Annotated in this window: 16 protein-coding genes; 2 read left to right on the top strand and 14 right to left on the bottom strand. The window is 68.1% G+C overall.

Going from position 1 to position 17,166, the window contains the following annotated elements:
* Positions 1-2: 2 nt before the first annotated feature.
* The 7 genes from AC1DW9_RS09590 to pcaD all read right to left on the bottom strand — a co-directional run bounded on the left by AC1DW9_RS09590 (position 3) and on the right by pcaD (position 6,762).
* The gene (locus tag AC1DW9_RS09590; protein ID WP_476775807.1) at positions 3-947 is read right to left on the bottom strand and encodes a 3-oxoadipate:acetyl-CoA acetyltransferase; all 945 of its coding nucleotides are present in this window, start codon (positions 945-947) and stop codon (positions 3-5) included.
* 8 nt (positions 948-955) lie between these two features.
* Positions 956-1,759 carry a benzoate diol dehydrogenase BenD gene (gene benD / locus AC1DW9_RS09595; protein WP_476775808.1) on the bottom strand — a complete coding sequence of 268 codons (804 nt, stop codon included), beginning with the start codon at positions 1,757-1,759 and terminating at the stop codon, positions 956-958.
* Between the two features lie 120 nt (positions 1,760-1,879).
* The gene (locus tag AC1DW9_RS09600; protein ID WP_476775809.1) at positions 1,880-2,809 is read right to left on the bottom strand and encodes a dioxygenase family protein; all 930 of its coding nucleotides are present in this window, start codon (positions 2,807-2,809) and stop codon (positions 1,880-1,882) included.
* Positions 2,810-2,865: 56 nt separating this feature from the next.
* Positions 2,866-3,156, bottom strand: coding sequence for a muconolactone Delta-isomerase (gene catC / locus AC1DW9_RS09605; RefSeq protein ID WP_043230486.1), 291 nt, complete (start codon positions 3,154-3,156; stop codon positions 2,866-2,868).
* Between the two features lie 5 nt (positions 3,157-3,161).
* Positions 3,162-4,334, bottom strand: coding sequence for a muconate/chloromuconate family cycloisomerase (locus tag AC1DW9_RS09610; RefSeq protein ID WP_476775810.1), 1,173 nt, complete (start codon positions 4,332-4,334; stop codon positions 3,162-3,164).
* A gap of 238 nt (positions 4,335-4,572) precedes the next feature.
* Entirely contained in the window at positions 4,573-5,943 is a 1,371-nt protein-coding gene (locus AC1DW9_RS09615) for an MFS transporter (protein WP_476775811.1), read from the bottom strand.
* A 9-nt stretch (positions 5,944-5,952) separates the two neighbouring features.
* Positions 5,953-6,762: a 3-oxoadipate enol-lactonase gene (gene pcaD, locus AC1DW9_RS09620; protein ID WP_476775812.1), complete on the bottom strand. Its 810-nt coding sequence runs from the start codon at positions 6,760-6,762 to the stop codon at positions 5,953-5,955.
* A 378-nt stretch (positions 6,763-7,140) separates the two neighbouring features.
* On the opposite strand from pcaD, the gene AC1DW9_RS09625 reads away from it, so the two are divergent.
* Positions 7,141-8,007, top strand: coding sequence for a LysR family transcriptional regulator (locus AC1DW9_RS09625; protein WP_476775813.1), 867 nt, complete (start codon positions 7,141-7,143; stop codon positions 8,005-8,007).
* A 61-nt stretch (positions 8,008-8,068) separates the two neighbouring features.
* On the opposite strand, the gene AC1DW9_RS09630 is transcribed toward AC1DW9_RS09625, so the two are convergent.
* From AC1DW9_RS09630 to AC1DW9_RS09645, 4 genes are all read right to left on the bottom strand, one after another.
* Complete coding sequence (locus AC1DW9_RS09630) at positions 8,069-9,460, bottom strand: AtzE family amidohydrolase (RefSeq protein WP_476775865.1); 1,392 nt, start codon at positions 9,458-9,460, stop codon at positions 8,069-8,071.
* Between the two features lie 56 nt (positions 9,461-9,516).
* Entirely contained in the window at positions 9,517-9,741 is a 225-nt protein-coding gene (locus AC1DW9_RS09635; protein WP_441504601.1) for a DUF4089 domain-containing protein, read from the bottom strand.
* Complete coding sequence (locus tag AC1DW9_RS09640; RefSeq protein WP_476775814.1) at positions 9,738-11,339, bottom strand: regulator; 1,602 nt, start codon at positions 11,337-11,339, stop codon at positions 9,738-9,740. Before AC1DW9_RS09640 ends, AC1DW9_RS09635 begins: the two co-directional genes overlap by 4 nt.
* A 130-nt stretch (positions 11,340-11,469) precedes the next feature.
* Positions 11,470-12,156 (bottom strand): cysteine hydrolase family protein, encoded by a 687-nt coding sequence (locus tag AC1DW9_RS09645; protein ID WP_476855077.1) that lies wholly within the window; start codon positions 12,154-12,156, stop codon positions 11,470-11,472.
* Between the two features lie 278 nt (positions 12,157-12,434).
* On the opposite strand from AC1DW9_RS09645, the gene atzF reads away from it, so the two are divergent.
* A complete protein-coding gene (gene atzF, locus AC1DW9_RS09650) occupies positions 12,435-14,225 on the top strand; it encodes an allophanate hydrolase (protein ID WP_476775815.1) in 1,791 nt (596 codons plus the stop codon).
* Here atzF and AC1DW9_RS09655 read toward each other — a convergent pair.
* The 3 genes from AC1DW9_RS09655 to AC1DW9_RS09665 all read right to left on the bottom strand — a co-directional run bounded on the left by AC1DW9_RS09655 (position 14,207) and on the right by AC1DW9_RS09665 (position 17,164).
* Entirely contained in the window at positions 14,207-14,890 is a 684-nt protein-coding gene (locus AC1DW9_RS09655; RefSeq protein ID WP_441504597.1) for a GntR family transcriptional regulator, read from the bottom strand. The two genes, atzF and AC1DW9_RS09655, sit on opposite strands and share 19 nt — an antisense overlap.
* A 96-nt stretch (positions 14,891-14,986) precedes the next feature.
* Positions 14,987-15,367 carry an oxalurate catabolism protein HpxZ gene (hpxZ, locus tag AC1DW9_RS09660; RefSeq protein WP_441504596.1) on the bottom strand — a complete coding sequence of 127 codons (381 nt, stop codon included), beginning with the start codon at positions 15,365-15,367 and terminating at the stop codon, positions 14,987-14,989.
* Between the two features lie 63 nt (positions 15,368-15,430).
* Complete coding sequence (locus AC1DW9_RS09665) at positions 15,431-17,164, bottom strand: dipeptide ABC transporter ATP-binding protein (protein ID WP_476775816.1); 1,734 nt, start codon at positions 17,162-17,164, stop codon at positions 15,431-15,433.
* Positions 17,165-17,166 lie beyond the last annotated feature (2 nt).

A 17,166-nucleotide genomic window follows, 5' to 3' on the forward strand; every position in this document is an offset into this window, starting at 1 on the left:
GATCAGCTTGCGTTGGCGGCGCCTCTGCCCTGAATTTTGGGCGGGCCACGCGATGAACGCCGGCTTGGCCCCGTCCATGGGGCCACCTTCGCGCCACCCGTGCCACCGTGTAAATCGGCAGCGAGGCCCAGCGCGGCGCGCGCCTCGGTTGGCGTTGCCGGTCGGCGGCCGTGGCGGCCGATCAGTTCGACTGCGAGGCTGACCAGCTCGCCATTGCCGCTCGCCAGCCGGTCCTTGCTGATGCGGATATTGTCCTCCAGCCCGGTGCGGACCGCGTCCGCGCCGCGGGCGAGCGCCCAGTCCATCACCCGCATCTGGTCGCGCCCGATGCCGGCGGCCGTCCAGGTCGCCCCCGGAATGACCCGCCTGGTCTCGGTGAGCAGGATGTCGAGCAGCACCTCGTCGGCGGGCATCGCATTCCGGACGCCCATCACGAACTGGATATGCGGGTGCGGTCCGATCAGCCCCTCGTCAATGAGGCGGCGCGCGGCATGGATATGCGAAAGGTCGAAGATCTCGATCTCCGGTGCGATCCGATGCTCCTGCATCCGCGCCGCGAGATCGTTCACCAGGCTCGTCGGGTTCTCGTAGACGATCGTCGGAAAATTCACCGAGCCGGTCGAAAGCGAGGCCATGTCCGGGCGATGCACGAGGCTCAGGCCTCGCGCCGCCGGGTCGCGCCCGCGGCCTCCGGTCGAGAACTGGACGATCATGCCCGGGCAGGCCCGGCGAATGCCGTCCTGCACCTCAGCGAAACGCTCCGGATCGGACGAAGGCGTCTCGTCGTCATGGCGGACATGGATATGGACGAGACTGGCGCCCGCCTCGAAGGCGGCGCGGGTCGAGGCGACCTGCTCGGCCGGCAGCACGGGCAGGTTCGGATTGTCCTTCTTGCGCGGCACGGAGCCGGTGATGGCGACCGCCACCACGACGGGACGAGTGGTCATGGCATCTGTCATCCCTGGTCTCCGCCGCCGGCCGGCAGCACGGTTCCGTTGATATAGGACGCATCGTCCGAGGCCAGGAACAGGATGGCGGCTGCGATCTCGCCGAGCTGTCCGTAGCGGCCGAGATGCGAGGCGCTGAGCGTCTGGTCGACGACCTGCTGCATCCACTGCTTGTCGGCCTCGGTCTGCACGTCGGTTCCCCGTGGAATCCGGCGGGGCGGCGCATCCACGCCACCCGACGCCACGGCGTTGACGCGGATATTCGTGCCCGCAAGCTCGAAGGCGAGCGAGGCGGTCAGCGCGTTCACGCCGCCCTTGGCCGCGGAATAGGGAATGCGGTTGATGCCCTTGGTCGCGATCGAGGAGACGTTGACGATCGCGCCGCGTCCCTGCTCCAGCATATAGGGCAGCACGGTGCGGCAGCCCCACAGCGTCGGAAACAGCGAACGGCTGATCTCCGCGGCGATCTGGCGTTCGTCGAATTCCTGGAAGGGCCGCATCCAGATCGCGCCGCCGACATTGGTCACCAGCACGTCGATGGCGCCAAAACTCTCCTGCGCGCGCGCCATCACCCGCTCATTCCCGGCGAAGGTCTCGAGATCCTCCTCCAGCGCGATGACGCGCCCTGGCCCGTAGGCCGAGGCGATCTCGTGGGCGACTTCCTGGACGATGGCCGAGCGGTCGACGATCGTCAGGTTTGCCCCTTCGGCGGCCGCATCCAGCGCCACCTGCTTGCCGACGCCCTGCGCCGCGCCGGTGACGACGAGGCTGCGGCCTTCGAACCGGCGGCCGCGCGTGGATGGCTGGGACATGGTCGATCTCCGGGAAAATGCCGCCGTGAAGGCGAAGGTCTGGACGGCCAGAAGCCGCTTCCGGTTGCGAGCCGCTTCCGGTCAGGCGGCCGGCGGGCGAAAACCCGCCGGGGGAGGGCCTCAGCCAGCGGTGACGTGGGCGCGGCTGACCTGCGTCTGTGGCACGCCTTCGCGCTCCTTGGTCAGCACGATGTCGAAGGTCGTGCGGGCGAACGGGCGGTTCAGCCCGGCATTGCGGATCGCGTCTGCATCGGTGACGCGGTCCAGCGTGACGACGAGCTCGTCGCGGGTGCCGAAGGCGAAGTCCGTGTACAGGTATTTGTCGCCGGTGAAGTTGAACTGCGTCGTCAGCTGGCGGTGGCCCGGCGCCGAAATGAAGTAATGGACATGGGCCGGGCGCTCGGCATGCCGGCCGAGCGCGGTCATCAATTGGCGCGTCGCGCTTTCCGGCGGGCAACCATAGCCGTTCGGCACGATCGTGCGGGCGCGATAGCGGCCCTGTTCATCCGTCTCGATGCGACGGCGCAGGTTGTAGGGCGCCTGTTCGCCATCGATGAAGGAGTATCCTCCCTTCGAATTGGCGTGCCAGAGGTCGACGATCGCGCCGGCAATCGGCTTGCCGTCCTCGTCCGTGACCTGGCCTTCGATGATGAAGATCTCGCCGGGATCGGTGCCGTCATCCATGCGGGCCTCGCCCTTGGAGAGCGGCGCGCCGGGCACATAGAGCGGCCCTTCGATGGTGCGCATCGTGCCGCCCTTGAGACCGGCAAGCCGTTCGGCCTCGTCGAGCCGCAGGTCGAGGAAATGCTCGAGCACGATGCCGGGGACGAGCAGGCCGAGCTCGTCATTCTTCGCGGCCCTGCCGATGAAGGCGACCGCTGCCCAGAATTCGTCCATCGAGACGTCGCACTCGTCGATCACCTGCATGATCCGGTAGAGCAGCTGGGCCGTGACGGCCTTGGTGCGCGGGTCGCCCTTGTCATTGTCCATCCCGGCCGCGCGGGCGGCGAGATCCTTCTTGTCCTCGTCGGAGATCAGGTTGATGGGCATGGCGGTTCCTCGTGTTCTGGTGATTGGCGGCCATTTCAGGCTGCAGCCGTTGTTTGTCAGCGGTCGTCGTCATGCACGGACGACGGGTGGCGGCAGAGTGCCGTGACCTTCACGTCCATGTAGGGGAAGAGGGGCAGCTCCGAGAGAATGTCGTGCAGCGCCTGCGGGCTCTCGACATCGAAGATGCTGGTGTTGGCATAGCGCCCGGCATGACGCCAGAGATGCCGCCAGAGCCCGGCCCGCTGCAGCTCCTGCGCACGCTTGCGCTCGCTCGCCTTCAGCGCGGTCGCCGTCTCGACCGGCAGGTCGGGCGGGATACGGACATCCATTTCAACCTGGAACAGCATGATTTTTAGAACCCCGTCTTGGCGCGTGGCAGCACATGGACCGAGCGCTCGGTGCGGTCGCGCCGGAAGCGGCTCAGTTGAGCTTCGGACAGCGTCACGCCGAGTCCCGGCGCCGTCGGCACGGTGAGGCCGAAATCGGCATAGTCGAGCGGCGTCTCAAGGATCTCCTCGGTCAGCAGCAGCGGGCCGAACAGCTCCGTACCCCATTCCAGCTTGCCGATGGTCGAGAAGAGATGGGCCGAGGCCGCAGTGCCGATGCCGCCTTCCAGCATCGTGCCGCCATAGAGTCCGATGCCGGCGGCTTCCGCGATCGCGGCCACCTTGGCCGCGGCGAAGAGCCCGCCGGATTGTTCGATCTTCAGCGCGAACACGTCGGCGGCGGCGAGGGCAGCGATGGCGAAGGCGGTTTCCGGGCCGTTCAGCGCCTCGTCCGCCATGATCGCGACCGGCGTCTCGCGGGCCAGCCGGGCGAGCGCGCCGAGATTGCGGAAGGCGACGGGTTGTTCGATGAGCTCGACACCGGCGGCGGCGAGCGCCGGCAGCATCGCCGACGCGGTGGCTTCCGACCAGGCCTGGTTGATGTCGACGCGCACCGAGGCGCGGTCACCGAGCGCGCGCTTGATCGCAGCGACATGGGCGACATTGGCGCCGGGATCGCCCTTGCCGATCTTGAGCTTGAAGATGTTGTGGCGGCGGCGCGCCAGCATCTCCTCGGCTTCCGCGATGTCGCGGCCGGTGTCGCCGCTGGCCAGCGTCCAGGCCACGGGCAGCCGGTCATGCTGGCGCCCGCCGAGCAATTCGGAGATCGGCAGGCCGACACGCTGGCCGAGCGCATCGAGCAGGGCCGTCTCGACGGCGCATTTGGCGAAATGATTGCCCTGGACCGACAGGGCGATGGTCGCCATCGTCCGGGCGATGCGGCCTGGATCGCTGGCGAGCAGGATCGGCGCGAGATAGGTATCGATCGCGAGCTTCATGCCTTCCGGGCTCTCGGGACCATAGGCCAGGCCGCCGATCGTGGTGCCTTCGCCGATCCCGACCAGGCCGTCCGACAGATGCAGCCGAACGATCATCAATGTCTGTCGATGCATCGTCGTCATCGCCAGCTGGTGCGGACGGATGGTCGGCAGATCGACCAGAATCGTCTCGACCTGTTGAATCCGCGGACCTTCAGACACGTTTCGCTCCCATATTCATTGGAGCAAAGGCTAGGACGCGCCATTCCCGGGGAACAGGATCGATTGGGTGTATTTTGATACCCGAAGGGTATGGAGCCCCGCGAGGGCGTGATCAGCTGGGCGGCCCCGCCTGCGCCTCGCATCAGGCACAAAAAAGAGGGACGCGACCGGCCTTTCGGCGGTCGCGTCCCTGGTTGTTCTCTCGGCTTCGCCTATGCCTGATGCAGCCGCATGAGGCTCACCGGGTCGCCGGAGCGGCGGAGGCGGGCGCGGGCGAGGCGAGGGCGGCGCCGGCCGCGGGCCGAACCGTCAGCGTCGCCAGCGCCGCGATCACCAGCGGAATGGCAAGCGTCATGAAGTAGCCGGACGGACCCACGCCGGTCAGCAATGTGCCGCCGATCGCGGAGCCGATGATCGCTCCCGAGCGACCGACGCCGATGCCCCAGCCCGTGGCCGTTGCGCGCAGCTGCGTCGGGTAGGTGTTCGAGATCAGGTAGTTCAGCACGAGCTGCTGGCCGCCGATGCCGAAGCCGGCAAGGGCGATGAGGGAGAAGACCAGCGGCCAGCGGTCGCCCGCGAAGCCCAGCCCGAGCGCAACCGCGATCCCGACGGCGAACATGCCGATCAGGAGCTTCCGCGGGTCGACCTTCGGCAGGAAGGACGAAAGCGGCAGGGCCATGATGATGAAGGCGCCGTTGACGACGACGGTGCCATAGGCGGCCTGGGCCTTTTCCAGGCCGAGCGTTGTGAGCGCGGTCGGCAGCCAGAGCAGCAGCAGGAACCAGGCGATCCAGTTGAACAGGTAGATGGCGGAGATCGCGATGGTGACGCTGCGATAGCCCGGCTCGAACAGGCCGGCGATGGAGCCGCCATGCACGACCTTGCCGGCGCTGACGAGGCGGACCTGGTCGGGGATCGGCTGGCCGGTCATCTGCCGGAGCAGGCGGCGGGCCTCGTCCTGCCTGTCATTCTGCTTGCGCGAGACGAGATAGGCGGGCGATTCCGGCAGGAGGAAATAGGTGATGACCATCAGTCCGAGCGGCAGGATGCCGCCGACCAGGAAGATCCCGCGCCAGCCCAGGATCGGCAGCCAGCTCGCCGCGATCAGGCCGCCGAGCATGGCGCCGGCCGGCAGGCCGAGCAGCACCCCGGTGATCATCGTGCCGCGCCGGGAAGCGGGGCTGTATTCACCCGCCAGCGCCAGGAGCGAGGGCGTGGCCCCGCCCATGCCGAGGCCGATCAGGAAGCGCAGTACGATGATCTGCGTCGGCGATGTCGCGTAGGCGCCCATCAGGGAGAACACCCCGAATAGGAAGATGGCGATCAGGATCGCCTTGCGCCGGCCATAGCGGTCCCCGAAGCTGCCGAGGCCGATCGCACCCAGCGTCATGCCGATCGTGCTGGCGGTGATGACCCAGGTCAGGTCGGCGGCCTTCATGCCGAAATCCTGCGCGATCGCGGGTCCGATGAAGGCGATCGACTGGGTGTCGAAGCCGTCGAGCAGGGCGATGACGAAGCAGAGTGCGACCACGGCCCATCTGCGGCCCGTCATCGAACCTGCATCGATGATGTCCTTGATGTCTTGTGTGCCGGCGGGTGGACTGGACATGGGCGTTCCTCAGATCTGTGTTTTTTGTGGGTATGAACGGGAAAGATCGCGCCGTAGCTCGGCAGCGACGCGCTCGGCCTGCTCGATGGCGAGCAGATGGGCTGCGGGCGAGAGCACGACGAGGCGTGAGCCGGCGATGCCCGTGTGCAGGGCTTCAGCCATCGCGAGCGGCGTCGCGGGATCCTCGCGGCCGGCGATCACGGTCGTGGGAGCAATCACCCGGTGCAGCAGCGGGCGCAGATCCATCCGGCCGATCGCCTCGCAGCAGGCGGCGTAGCCGTCCCGGTCGATGGCGGCGAATTCGCCAGCCACCGCGTCCGTGGCGCTGCGATGGGCGTCGCGGAAGCCCGGCGTGAACCAGCGCTCCATCGTGGCCGCGAGGATCGCCTGCGTGCCGTCGCGCCGCACCAGCCCGGCACGCTCCTCCCAGGCCTCGCGCGTCGGCATATAGGCCGTCGTCGCCATCAGGGTCAGGCCGGCCAGACGCGCCGGGTGCCGCGCGGCAAAGGCCTGGCCGATCATCCCGCCAAGCGAGAGGCCGGCGACATGGGCGCGCGTCAGGTCGAGATGATCGAGCAGGGCGGCGAGATCATCGGCAAGATCGGCGATCTCGAAGGGCGAGGGGCCGTGGTTCGAGCCGCCATGGCCGCGCGTGTCGTAACGCACGCAGCGATATTCGGCCGAGAGCTCGCTGGCGATGGCGTCCCACATCCGATGCGTGGTGCCGAGCGAATTCGAGAAGACCAGGGCCGGCGCGGAGCCCGGCCCGGTGACCGTGTAGAACAGGCGCAGGCCCGGTCCGGTTTCGAGATAGGGCATGATCAGGCTCGCCGGCTTCGGCCGCGGCGCCCCGACAGGGCAGCCGGCGCGCGTTTCGCAAGCCGCGCTGGCGCGGGCCGCAACGGTTCGGTCTCAGACATGGCTCTCCGGCGGCTCTGACGGCCAGCTCAGGTTCGCGGCGGAGTGTTCCTCCTGCGCGAACGCTTCTTCCCTGCTTGTCAGGCTAGGCAGGCATGGTGTCGCTGGACAGGATCGTTTTGGTGTAAATTAATACCCCTACGGTATGGAAGCCCGCTTCCCTGCCGATGCGGCGGGGAAGCCGGGCAGTCGCCCGCGAGCATGTGACAACCGCCGCGATGGCGGTCTCCGGGATGCAGCCGCCCTGCATCGATCGGAGAGCGGGAGGAGCAGGCAGCGATGGATCTGCGTCATCTGCGCTATTTCACGACCGTCGCCGCCGAAGGTTCGTTCAGCCGCGCCGCCGAGAAGCTCCATATCGCCCAGCCGCCGCTGAGCCGGCAGATTCAGCAGCTGGAGGAGGAGCTTGGCGTGCGCCTGCTCGATCGTGGCCGGCCAATCACGATGACCGAGGCCGGGCGCTATCTCTTCGAGCAGGGGCAACAGGTGCTGCAGCGCGTCGAGGAGATGAGCGCCATGACGACGCGCATCGGCAAGCGTCTCGTGCTGCAGTTCAATGTCGGCTTCGTCGCCTCGACGCTCTACGACACGCTGCCGCAATTGATCCGCGATTTTCGCATCCTGGTGCCGGATGTCGAGGTCCAGCTCCTCGAGATGACGACGCTGGAGCAGATCTCCGCCTTGAAGGACGGTCGCATCGATGTCGGCTTCGGACGCCTGCGCTTCGATGACGACATGCTGGTGCGCAAGGTGCTGCGCGAGGAAGGATTATGCGTGGCGGTCGGCGGCACCCATGCGCTGCTGGCAAGCGGCAGGAAGCCGAAGTTGGCCGATCTCGAGGCGGAACCGCTGATCCTGTATCCGAAGGCGCCCCGGCCGAGCTATGCTGATCAGGTCCTGTCCTTCTATCGCGAGGCCGGGGTCAGGCCGCGCATCGGCATGGAGGTCCGGGACGTGCAGACTGCGCTCGGGCTGGTCGCCTCGGGCGTCGGGATTTGCGTCGTTCCGGCCTCGGTCCGGCGCTTCGGCCGCGACGATGTCCAGTTCCTCGATCTCGACGAGCGATTCACCAGCCCAATCATCGTCAGCTATCGCCGAAACGACACCTCGCTCCTGCTGCAGCAGATCATCGGACTGGCGGGCTGAGGGAGCGCGACAGGCGCATCCGCCCGGCATCCTGCCCCCTGAGGGGCGGGCGTTCCTGGCTTCACAGGGGTTGAGCCTCCGAGACAGCTTCCAATCCTCGTGCTTCAGGGCGCCATGCGTCATCCAGCCGTGCCGGCCTGGCGGTCGCGACGCCTGCCTGCGCCACGGCATGGGCTGCGCGCAGGCAAAGATCCTCGCGCCAGGGCGGGGCGATCAACTGCACGCCGATCGGCAGGCCGGCCCCGAAGACCGGCACGGCTGCGACCGGCAGGCCGATGCAGGAGATCGGTTGGGTGAACAGGCCGAGATTGGGCCGCAGCGCGACCGTCTCGCCCCGCAGCACCATGGTCTTGCTGCCGATTTCCGGTGCGACGCAGGGCGTGGCCGGTGCGATGATCAGGTCGACCGTTTGAAACAGCTGCATCATCTCGTCATGGAACCAGCGCCGTGCCCGCTGCGCCTGGAGATACCAGGCCGTCGGCTGCAGCGCGCCGGCGAGGAAGCGGTCGCGGGTCTCCGGGTCGAAATCATCGGCACGCTGCTGCAGCCGCGTGAGATGGAAGGCCGAACTTTCGCCATTGGTGATCAGGAAGGCGGCCGCCCGGGCGATGCCCGCTCCGGCGATATCGAGCGCCCGCGTCGCACCCAGCGCCTGCGCGACGGCTGCGACGGCAGCCTCCGCTTCGGGCATCCCATCGGTCGAGAAATAGCCGCCGGCGACCGCGATACGCAGGCCGTCGACGCCCTGCTTCAGCGTCGGCAGGGTCGCCTCGGCCGCCTGTCGCGCACAGGCCGGATCTCCCGCATCATGGCCCAGCATCAGGTCATAGGCCATCGCGAGGTCGGTCACGTCCCGGGCGAAGGGGCCGAGATGGTCGAGCGAGTCGCAGAACGGAAAGCTGCGCGTGCGCGGCAGCCGGCCATAGGTCGGCTTGAGCCCGAAGACGCCGCAAAGCGAACTCGGCACGCGGATCGACCCGTTCGTGTCGGAGCCGAGCGAGATCGGGGCGAGCCCCGCGGCCGTCGCGGCGCCTGATCCGGAGGATGAACCTCCGGCCATGCGGCTGAGGTCATGCGGATTGCGGCAGGGGCCGTCATGCGCGTTCTCGCCGGTGAAGTCATAGGCGTATTCGCCCATGTTCAGGCCGCCGAGCAGCACGGCGCCGGCTTCCGTCAGGCGCTCGATCAGCACGGCATCGCGCGAGGCGGGCGGGCGCTCGCGGTTGATCTTCGAGCCGGCCCGTGTCGGCAGGCCGGCAATGTCGAACAGGTTCTTGGCGGCGAAGGGCACGCCGGCGAGGGGGCCGAGGGGCGCGCCGGCTGCGTGGCTGGCATCGGTCGCGCGTGCCTGCGCCAAGGCCCTCCCGGCGGTGACGTCGGTGAAGGCATTGATCGCCGGGTTCAGGCGTTCGATCCGCTGGAGGAAGCCGGTGATGACCGCTTCCGCGGTCATCACGCCCTCCCTGATATCGGCCGCGATACGGTGGGCCGGTGCGAAGGCATCGAAGCTCACGCGGGCTCTCCGTCATGCGGGCGCCCGGCGCGGAACACGCCGGCCGGCTCGAAGCTGGCCTCGTCGACGGGCGCGGCGAAGACGATCTCGGACATGGCCTTCGCCACTGCCAGGAATTGCAGGACGACCGGGCGCTGCTCCTCGCTGATCGCCAGGCCGAGCGCGGGCGCCATCGCATCGCAATGGCGCGCCGCATCGAAGACGGGTTTCGGTTCGCTCATTCCGCCGGCTCCAGCTTGCCGCGGGGCTCGGTGGTCATCGTCTTCGCCGCGGTCACGACGGAGAGCGAGCGCGCGCAGAGGAAGAGGAAGCCCGCGACGATCGCATAGGCGAGGCTGATCGAGGGTGTGACGCCGAACCCCTTGCCGATGCCGATCGCCTCGCCATGCATCAGGCCGAAATAGGTCAGGACGGCGCCCGCGGCCGCAAAGCCTGCGGCGTGGAGGAACTGCTTCTCGATGACGAAGACGGCGATGGCGCCGAGCACCAGCCCGGACAGGATCGCGCCACCGCCCATCAGTTCGAGCCCGTGATAGAGCACGCCCATATTGGCCATCTTGTCGATGCCGACAGCGGCCGCATTGGTCCCCGCCGCGCCGAGCGCCCCGTCGATCAGCACCTTGGCCCAGGCCGCGAGATGCGGCGTCAGCGCCAGGATGATGGCAGGCGCATGGCTTGCCGGCGTGGTCTGGAAGGCCTGCGCGCCGATCAGCATGCCGATATAGAGCAGGATCGGCGAGATCGCGACGAGCGGGATCAGCGCCAGCAGCAGGGCGATAACGCCGAACCAGCACAGCACGATCACGATCAGCCCGGTCGCGGCGGAATAGCCGATGCGCCCGCCCATCGCCTTCCAGCCGGGGTGGCCGATATAGACGGCGTTGATGAAGGGGTTGCCCATCAGGCAGCCGATCAGGCTGACGACGCCGTCGGCGGTCAGTACCCGCGTCGTCGGGTAATGGTCACCGGCCGCTTCCGCGCTCTCGACATTGTCCATGGCCTCGACGAGATCATAGATGCCGAAGGGGATCGCCGTGACGAGGATGATGCCGAGATAGGAGAAGCCGGAGAAGACATGGTCGACTGCCGGCAGCGGCAGCGAGAAACCGAAGGTCGAGAAGGCGGCGCCCAGCTTGGCGAGGCTCAGGCCCCCGACATCGAGCCCGAGCAGCGCCGACCCCCAGGCGATGACCATGCCGAAGGCGATGGCGACCAGCCCCGCCGGGATGCTGCGGGGATAGCGCACGCCGCCGAACCAGCTGACCAGGATGATCGCAAGGCAGGTGAGACCGATCGCCGGTGTCAGGAAAATCTCGAGTGCCGGGCGCATCGAAATGAAGGCGATCGAGACGCCGGCCAGCGTGCCGAGCAGCGCCGCGCGCGGCGTGACCTTGCGGATATAGGGCGCGATGAAGCCGCCGGCCATCAGGATGAAGCTCTGGAAGAACACCCAGACGAGCCCGGCCTCCCAGCCCTTGATGGGATCGCCGGTCATGCTCGCGATCGGCAGCATGATCACGAAGGTGACGACGAACATATGCGGCACGCTGATGCCCGAGGGCAGGGCGCAGACATCGTCGCGGCCGGTTTCCCTGGCGAGCCGGTAGGCGAGCCAGGCGTAATAACCGGTCGAGAGCAGCATCATCAGACCAAGCGCGGGCAGGATGCGGCCGAAGACGATCTCAGCAGGCATCTTCAGCACGAATTGCAGAAGCCCGGTCAGCACCAGCAGATTGACCAGGATATTGGTGCCGAAACCGAACAGGGCGTTCCAGTCGCCCGGCGTCCACAATTGTGGCCTGCTTGTCGCGCTCGTCATGGTCTTCACCTCCGCGCTTGGATCACGCTGCGTTTGGAAGAAATCGTCAAAACGCGGAAAACGTGAACAAATATAATAGTTTAGGGCATTCTTAACGCGAAAAACCGTTGCCGCTTTTCCGCAGCTTGCTCTAGGCAGCCCGGTCCTTGGCTGCGAGGGCGGCCAGCACCGCATCCGTGGACGAGACCCAGCCGAAAATGCCGCCCTGGGCTGCGATCATCGCCAGGCCCACTCTGTGGAATTCCGGAAAGTACGAGGCGCAGGCGTCGCCGAGGACGAGACAGCGATAGCCCCGGTCATTCGCCTCGCGCACGGTGGTGTGGACGCAGACCTCGGTCGTCACGCCACTGACGAGCAGCGTCTCGATGCCGCGATTGCGCAGCATCAGGTCGAGATCGGTCTGGTAGAAGGCGCCCTTGCCGGGCTTGTCGATCACCGGTTCGCCGGGCAGCGGCGCCAGCGCCGGCACGATGTCATGGCCGGCCTCGCCGCGGACGAGGATACGCCCCATCGGCCCCGCCGCGCCGATGCGTGTGGCCGGATCGCCGCGCAGCACCTTGGCCGGCGGCGCGTCCGAGAGATCGGGCCGGTGGCCCTCGCGCGTGTGGATTACCAGCATGCCGGCGGCGCGGGCTCCTGCGAGCATGGCCTTGCRGGGCAGGAGCGCCGCGCCGAGCAGGGCGACATCATTGCCGAGCGCGGCGCCAAAGCCGCCCGGCTCCAGGAAATCCCGCTGCATGTCGATGATCACGAGCGCGGTTCGCGCGAAATCGACGCTGATCGGGAAGGGCTGGGCTGCAATCTCGGACCGGCTCACGAAAGGCGCTCCCGTCGCTGGCGAACGGAACAAGCTTTGCAAGGGCTGTGCCTGAGCGCGGGTTGCGGCCCCGGAGTTGCGGGCGGTTCCAGCTAAGGATTTGAAATCGCTTGATCAATTTGAGCGTCAGAGGGGCGCGATCGGCGGATCGCACGGGTCCGGCTGCGCAGCGCGGCCGATGCAGGTGGCGGCATGCATAATCTTCGCATGCATCTCGCAAGCAATTGCTCATTTCATAGGCTGGAAAGAAGAGGGGCTATCTCGTGAGCACAATGACCATGCTTCTCGCTGATCATCTTGCCGGCCGGCGCACGATCCCGGAGACGATTGCGGCAGCCTATGCGCGCTATCGCGACCATGACGACGAAGCGATCTTCATCAGCCTGCGGCTCGAAACGGAAGCGCTGGCCGAGGCGGCGCGCCTGCAGGCCGAGGGCCCACGGGGTCGCAGGCTCTGGGGCGTGCCCATCGCGGTCAAGGACAATATCGATGTCGCCGGGCTCGCCACCAGCGCGGCATGTCCGGCTTTCTCCTATCTCCCCGTCGCGGATGCCGGCGTGGTTGCGCGGTTGCGGGAAGAGGGCGCGATCATCATCGGCAAGACCAATCTCGACCAGTTCGCCACCGGCCTGAACGGCACGCGTTCGCCCTATGGCGTGCCGCGCAACGCCTTGCGCCCCGATCTCGTGCCGGGAGGCTCGAGCTCCGGCTCCGCCTGCGCGGTTGCGGCCGGCATCGTTCCTGTCGCGCTCGGCACCGACACCGCGGGGTCGGGCCGGGTGCCCGCCGGCCTGCAGAACCTCGTCGGCCTCAAGCCGAGCCTCGGCCTGGTCTCGACGGCGGGCGTCGTTCCGGCCTGCCGCACGCTCGACTGCGTTTCGGTGTTCGCGCTGACCGTCGATGACGCATCGGCCGTCCTGGAGGTGATCGCCGGCCCCGATGCGACCGACCCGTTCTCCCGTTCCATACCGTTCGGGCGGCCGGGCGCACTGGCGCCGCATCCGCGGCTCGCCATCCCGCGCCCAGCCGATCTCGATTTCGACGGCGCTCCGGCGGCGGCGGCGAGCTTTGCCCTTGCGGTCGAACGGGCGCGAGCGCTGGGCGCGATCATCGTCCCCATCGACATGACGCCATTCTACGAGACCGCCCGGCTGCTCTATGACGGGCCCTGGGTGGCGGAGCGCTATCTCGCCATCCGCGACCTGCTGATGGCCGAACCCGAGGCGATCCTGCCGGTGATCCGGCAGGTCATCACGGGGCGGCCGCTGCCGGATGCGGCCGAGGCCTTCGCGGCGCAATACCGGCTGGCCGGGCTTGCTCTCTGCGCCCGGGCCGCTCTGAAGGGCATCGATGCCATGATGGTGCCGACCGTGCCGCGGCCGGTCACGCTGGCCGAGATGGCGACAGACCCGATCGGCCGGAATTCGCTGCTCGGCCGCTACACCAATTTCGTCAACCTGCTCGATATGTGCGCGCTCGCCGTGCCGGTGAGCCTGATGGAGGACGGCACCGCAGCCGGCGTCACCTTGATCGCGCCGTCCGGCCAGGATGCGTCGCTGGCCAGCCTCGGGCGGGCCTTCCATCAGGCGTCGGGACTGACGCTGGGCGCGACCGTCCTGCCGCTGCCGCCGGCGAACGAGCCGGCCACTGCCGCGCCTGGCACGCTTGAGATCGCCGTTGTCGGCGCGCATCTCTCGGGCATGCCCCTGAACGGAGAATTGACCGCGCTCGGCGCGATCTTCCAGCGCGCGACGAGTACAAGCGCCGAATACCGCCTCTTTGCCCTGCCGGGCGGACCGCCGGCGCGGCCGGGCCTGATCCGGGTCGGGCAAGGGGGAACTCCGATCGCGCTCGAGGTCTGGGCGCTGCCTCCCGAAGGCTTTGGCCGTTTCGTTGCCGGCATTCCTTCGCCGCTCGGCATCGGCACGCTGGCGCTGGCCGACGGCACGCGGGTCAAGGGCTTTCTCTGCGAGCAGATCGCGACCGAGGCGGCGCGCGACGTCAGCGAGTTCGGGGGCTGGCGGGCCTATGTCGCAGCGCAGGGCGCGCGTCAGGGCGCGCCCGCATAGCTCCTGAACGCATCGCGCACGATGCCGATATGGGCGCGCATCGCCTCGCTCGCGCCGGGCTGGTCGCCGCGCAGGATCGCCTGGACGATCAGGTCGTGCTCGCGATAGGAGCCGCCGAGCCGCCCGGTCGCCCGGAACTGCGCCCTGCGGAACGGCGCGACCCGGGCGCGCGTCATCAGCGTCAGCTCCGCCAGATAGCCATTATGCGATCCGGCATAGATCGCGGCGTGAAAGGCCTCGTTGGTCTCGTGATAGCGCGCGGGATCGCCCTCATGCACCAGCGCGCGCAGGGCCTGGTGCAGCCCTTCGAGCCCGCGCCGTTCGGGCACGGTCATGTTGCGGGCGGCGAGCCCGGCGCAGAGCGCCTCCAGCTCGGCCATGGCTTCGAACATGTCGTCGAGCTGCCGCGGGGTCGGCAAGGCGACAACCGCCCCGCGGTGCGGCCGGACGCTGACGAGGCCCGAGGCGGACAATTGGCGGATCGCCTCGCGCACGGGTGTCCGCGAGACGCCGAACCGCGCCGCCAGATCCTGCTCGTCGAGCGGCGTCCCCGGTTCGAGCGCACCGGAGACGATCTCGTCGGCGATCTGAAGGCGCAGCGCCTCCGTGCGCGTCGGCGCCGGGGCTGCGGGCTTGGCTCTGACGGGGAGGGCGCGGGGCGGCATGGCATCAGCACCGGAGAACGGGCAGGGGCGCAGGCGCCTGCATGACAGGCATCGACGCGACGGTCATGGCCAAGGTCATGGCCCGACGCGAAAGACTCATTCCGCGATGACGCTGACATGGGCGGCGACGACCCGCCAGCCTTCGGGAAACTTGACCCAGGTCTGGCTTTGCCGGCCGACCTTGCCCTGCATGCTGGCGCGGCGGAACATCGTGTTGGCGGTCGCCATCGCATCGCCATAGCTGGTGATGACGGTGCGTTCGAGCGCGCGCTCGATTCCGACGGGCGAGCGCGCCGAGCGGAACGCGGCGATCTGATGATGGCCGTAGAGGTTCTCGGCCACGCCATAGCGCAGCGTCAGCGGGCTGTCCCTGAACAGCGCGTCCAGCGTGGCCACGTCGTTGCTCGTCAGCGCCTTTTCATAGGTCGCGAAGGCGGCCTCGACTTCGGCAAGCACGGCAGGGTCGTTGATCTTCATGAAAGGCGTCTCCAAAGGCCATGGCCGGTTTCGGCGCTGCATGCGCAACGGCATCTTGCACCGTCACATCGGCGGATGCGGAATCGCGGTCAGCAGCTCTCTGGTGTACTCGGCTCTCGGGTTGCCCAGAACCTCTTCTGCGGTACCTTCCTCGACGATCGCGCCGCTGCGCATCACGATCACCCGGTCGCAGAGCAGCCGCACCACATTCAGGTCGTGCGAGACGAAGAGATAGCTCATGCCGAGCCGCCCCTTCAACTCCTCCAGCAGGTTCAGGACGACCGCCTGGACGGAAACGTCGAGCGCCGCTGTCGGCTCGTCCAGGATGACGAGGTCGGGGTCGAGCGCGATCGCGCGGGCGATGCCGACGCGCGCCTTCTGCCCGCCCGAGAGCTGATGCGGGAACCGGTCGATCAGCTCGGCCGGCAGGCCGACAAGCCGCGCCAGGTCCTCGCAGCGCGCCCGCAGCGCATCGCGGCCGCGGATCGCGCCCATCCGCATGATCGGGTCGGCAATCGCCCGCTCGGCAGTGAAGCGCGGGTTGAGGCTGTCGGTCGGGTCCTGGAACACCATCTGGATGCGCCGGCGCTGGGGCGAGGCCGCAAACTGCCGGGCGGGGATCGCGCCGATATCGCTGCCGTCAAAGACGATCCTGCCGCCACTCGGGTCGATCAGCCGCGTGATCATCATCGAGGTCGTCGACTTGCCGCAGCCGGATTCGCCGACGAGCCCGAGCGTCTCGCCGCGCGCAATTGAGAAGCTGATACCGTCGACGGCGCGGAAGCCGGGCTTCCCAGGCTCCGCCTTGCCCATCAGCCTGGCGAGGAACGCCCCCGTAGCCGGGCGCGGATACTCCTTCACCAGCGCCTCGACGCTGAGCAGCGGCCCAGGGGCCGCTTCGCCTCGCGCCGCGCCAGAAGAGGTGGGGACAGGCGAGGGGGCGGGCGCTGTCTTGGGCACCGGCTCCGCCTTCGGCGGTTCGGTCAGCAGATCGGCGAGCGACATGCCGATGCGCGGCGTCGCCTGCATCAGCCGGCGGGTATAGGGGTGCTGCGGATTGCGGAAGATCTCACTGGCCGCGGCCGTCTCGACGACGCGGCCCTTCTCCATGACCACGACCTTGTCGCAATAGGCGGCAGCCAGCCCGAGATCATGGGTGATCAGGATCGTCGACATGCCGCGCTCGCGGGTGAGCTCGACGATGAGATCCATCACCGCCTTCTGCGTGGTGACGTCGAGCCCCGTGGTCGGCTCGTCGGCGATCAGCAGCTGCGGCTGGCAGGTGATGGCGAGCGCGATCACCACGCGCTGGCACATGCCGCCCGAAAGCTCGAACGGGTAGGCATCGTAGCGCTCTTCGGGCCTTGCGATCCTGACGCGCGTCAAGGCCTCGATCGCCTTCGCCCTGGCGGTCGCGCGCGTCGCCTGGACATGTTGCAGCAGCACGTCCTCGATCTGCCGTCCGACCTTGCGGATCGGGTTGAGCGCGGCGCGCGGGTTCTGGAAGACCATCGAGATCTCGCGCCCGCGCAGGTCGCGCATCTGCGCCTCGTCGGCGGCGACGAGATCGACGCCTGAGAACGAGATCGAACCCTCTGCGACCCGGCCGGCCCGGTCGAGAATGCGCACCACGGCATAGGAGGTCACCGATTTGCCCGAGCCGGACTCGCCGACGATCGCGACCGTCTCGCCCTTGGCGACGTTGATATCGATCGATTTCACCGCCTGCACCGCCCCACGGCGCGTGGCGAATTCGACGGTGAGGTTCCGGATCTCGAGCAGCGGGATCGTGGCCAAGG

The organism is Allobosea sp. P4_E12 (assembly GCF_056401655.1).

Coding starts and splice junctions, on each gene's coding strand:
- hpxZ (WP_441504596.1), bottom strand. CDS start 15,367: ATGAAGATCAACGACCCTGCCGTGCTTGCCGAAGTCGAGGCCGCCTTC.
- AC1DW9_RS09590 (WP_476775807.1), bottom strand. CDS start 947: ATGACCACTCGTCCCGTCGTGGTGGCGGTCGCCATCACCGGCTCCGTG.
- AC1DW9_RS09615 (WP_476775811.1), bottom strand. CDS start 5,943: ATGTCCAGTCCACCCGCCGGCACACAAGACATCAAGGACATCATCGAT.
- benD (WP_476775808.1), bottom strand. CDS start 1,759: ATGTCCCAGCCATCCACGCGCGGCCGCCGGTTCGAAGGCCGCAGCCTC.
- AC1DW9_RS09655 (WP_441504597.1), bottom strand. CDS start 14,890: ATGCCGCCCCGCGCCCTCCCCGTCAGAGCCAAGCCCGCAGCCCCGGCG.
- catC (WP_043230486.1), bottom strand. CDS start 3,156: ATGCTGTTCCAGGTTGAAATGGATGTCCGTATCCCGCCCGACCTGCCG.
- AC1DW9_RS09630 (WP_476775865.1), bottom strand. CDS start 9,460: ATGACCGCGGAAGCGGTCATCACCGGCTTCCTCCAGCGGATCGAACGC.
- pcaD (WP_476775812.1), bottom strand. CDS start 6,762: ATGCCCTATCTCGAAACCGGACCGGGCCTGCGCCTGTTCTACACGGTC.
- atzF (WP_476775815.1), top strand. CDS start 12,435: ATGCTTCTCGCTGATCATCTTGCCGGCCGGCGCACGATCCCGGAGACG.
- AC1DW9_RS09640 (WP_476775814.1), bottom strand. CDS start 11,339: ATGACGAGCGCGACAAGCAGGCCACAATTGTGGACGCCGGGCGACTGG.
- AC1DW9_RS09600 (WP_476775809.1), bottom strand. CDS start 2,809: ATGCCCATCAACCTGATCTCCGACGAGGACAAGAAGGATCTCGCCGCC.
- AC1DW9_RS09635 (WP_441504601.1), bottom strand. CDS start 9,741: ATGAGCGAACCGAAACCCGTCTTCGATGCGGCGCGCCATTGCGATGCG.
- AC1DW9_RS09625 (WP_476775813.1), top strand. CDS start 7,141: ATGGATCTGCGTCATCTGCGCTATTTCACGACCGTCGCCGCCGAAGGT.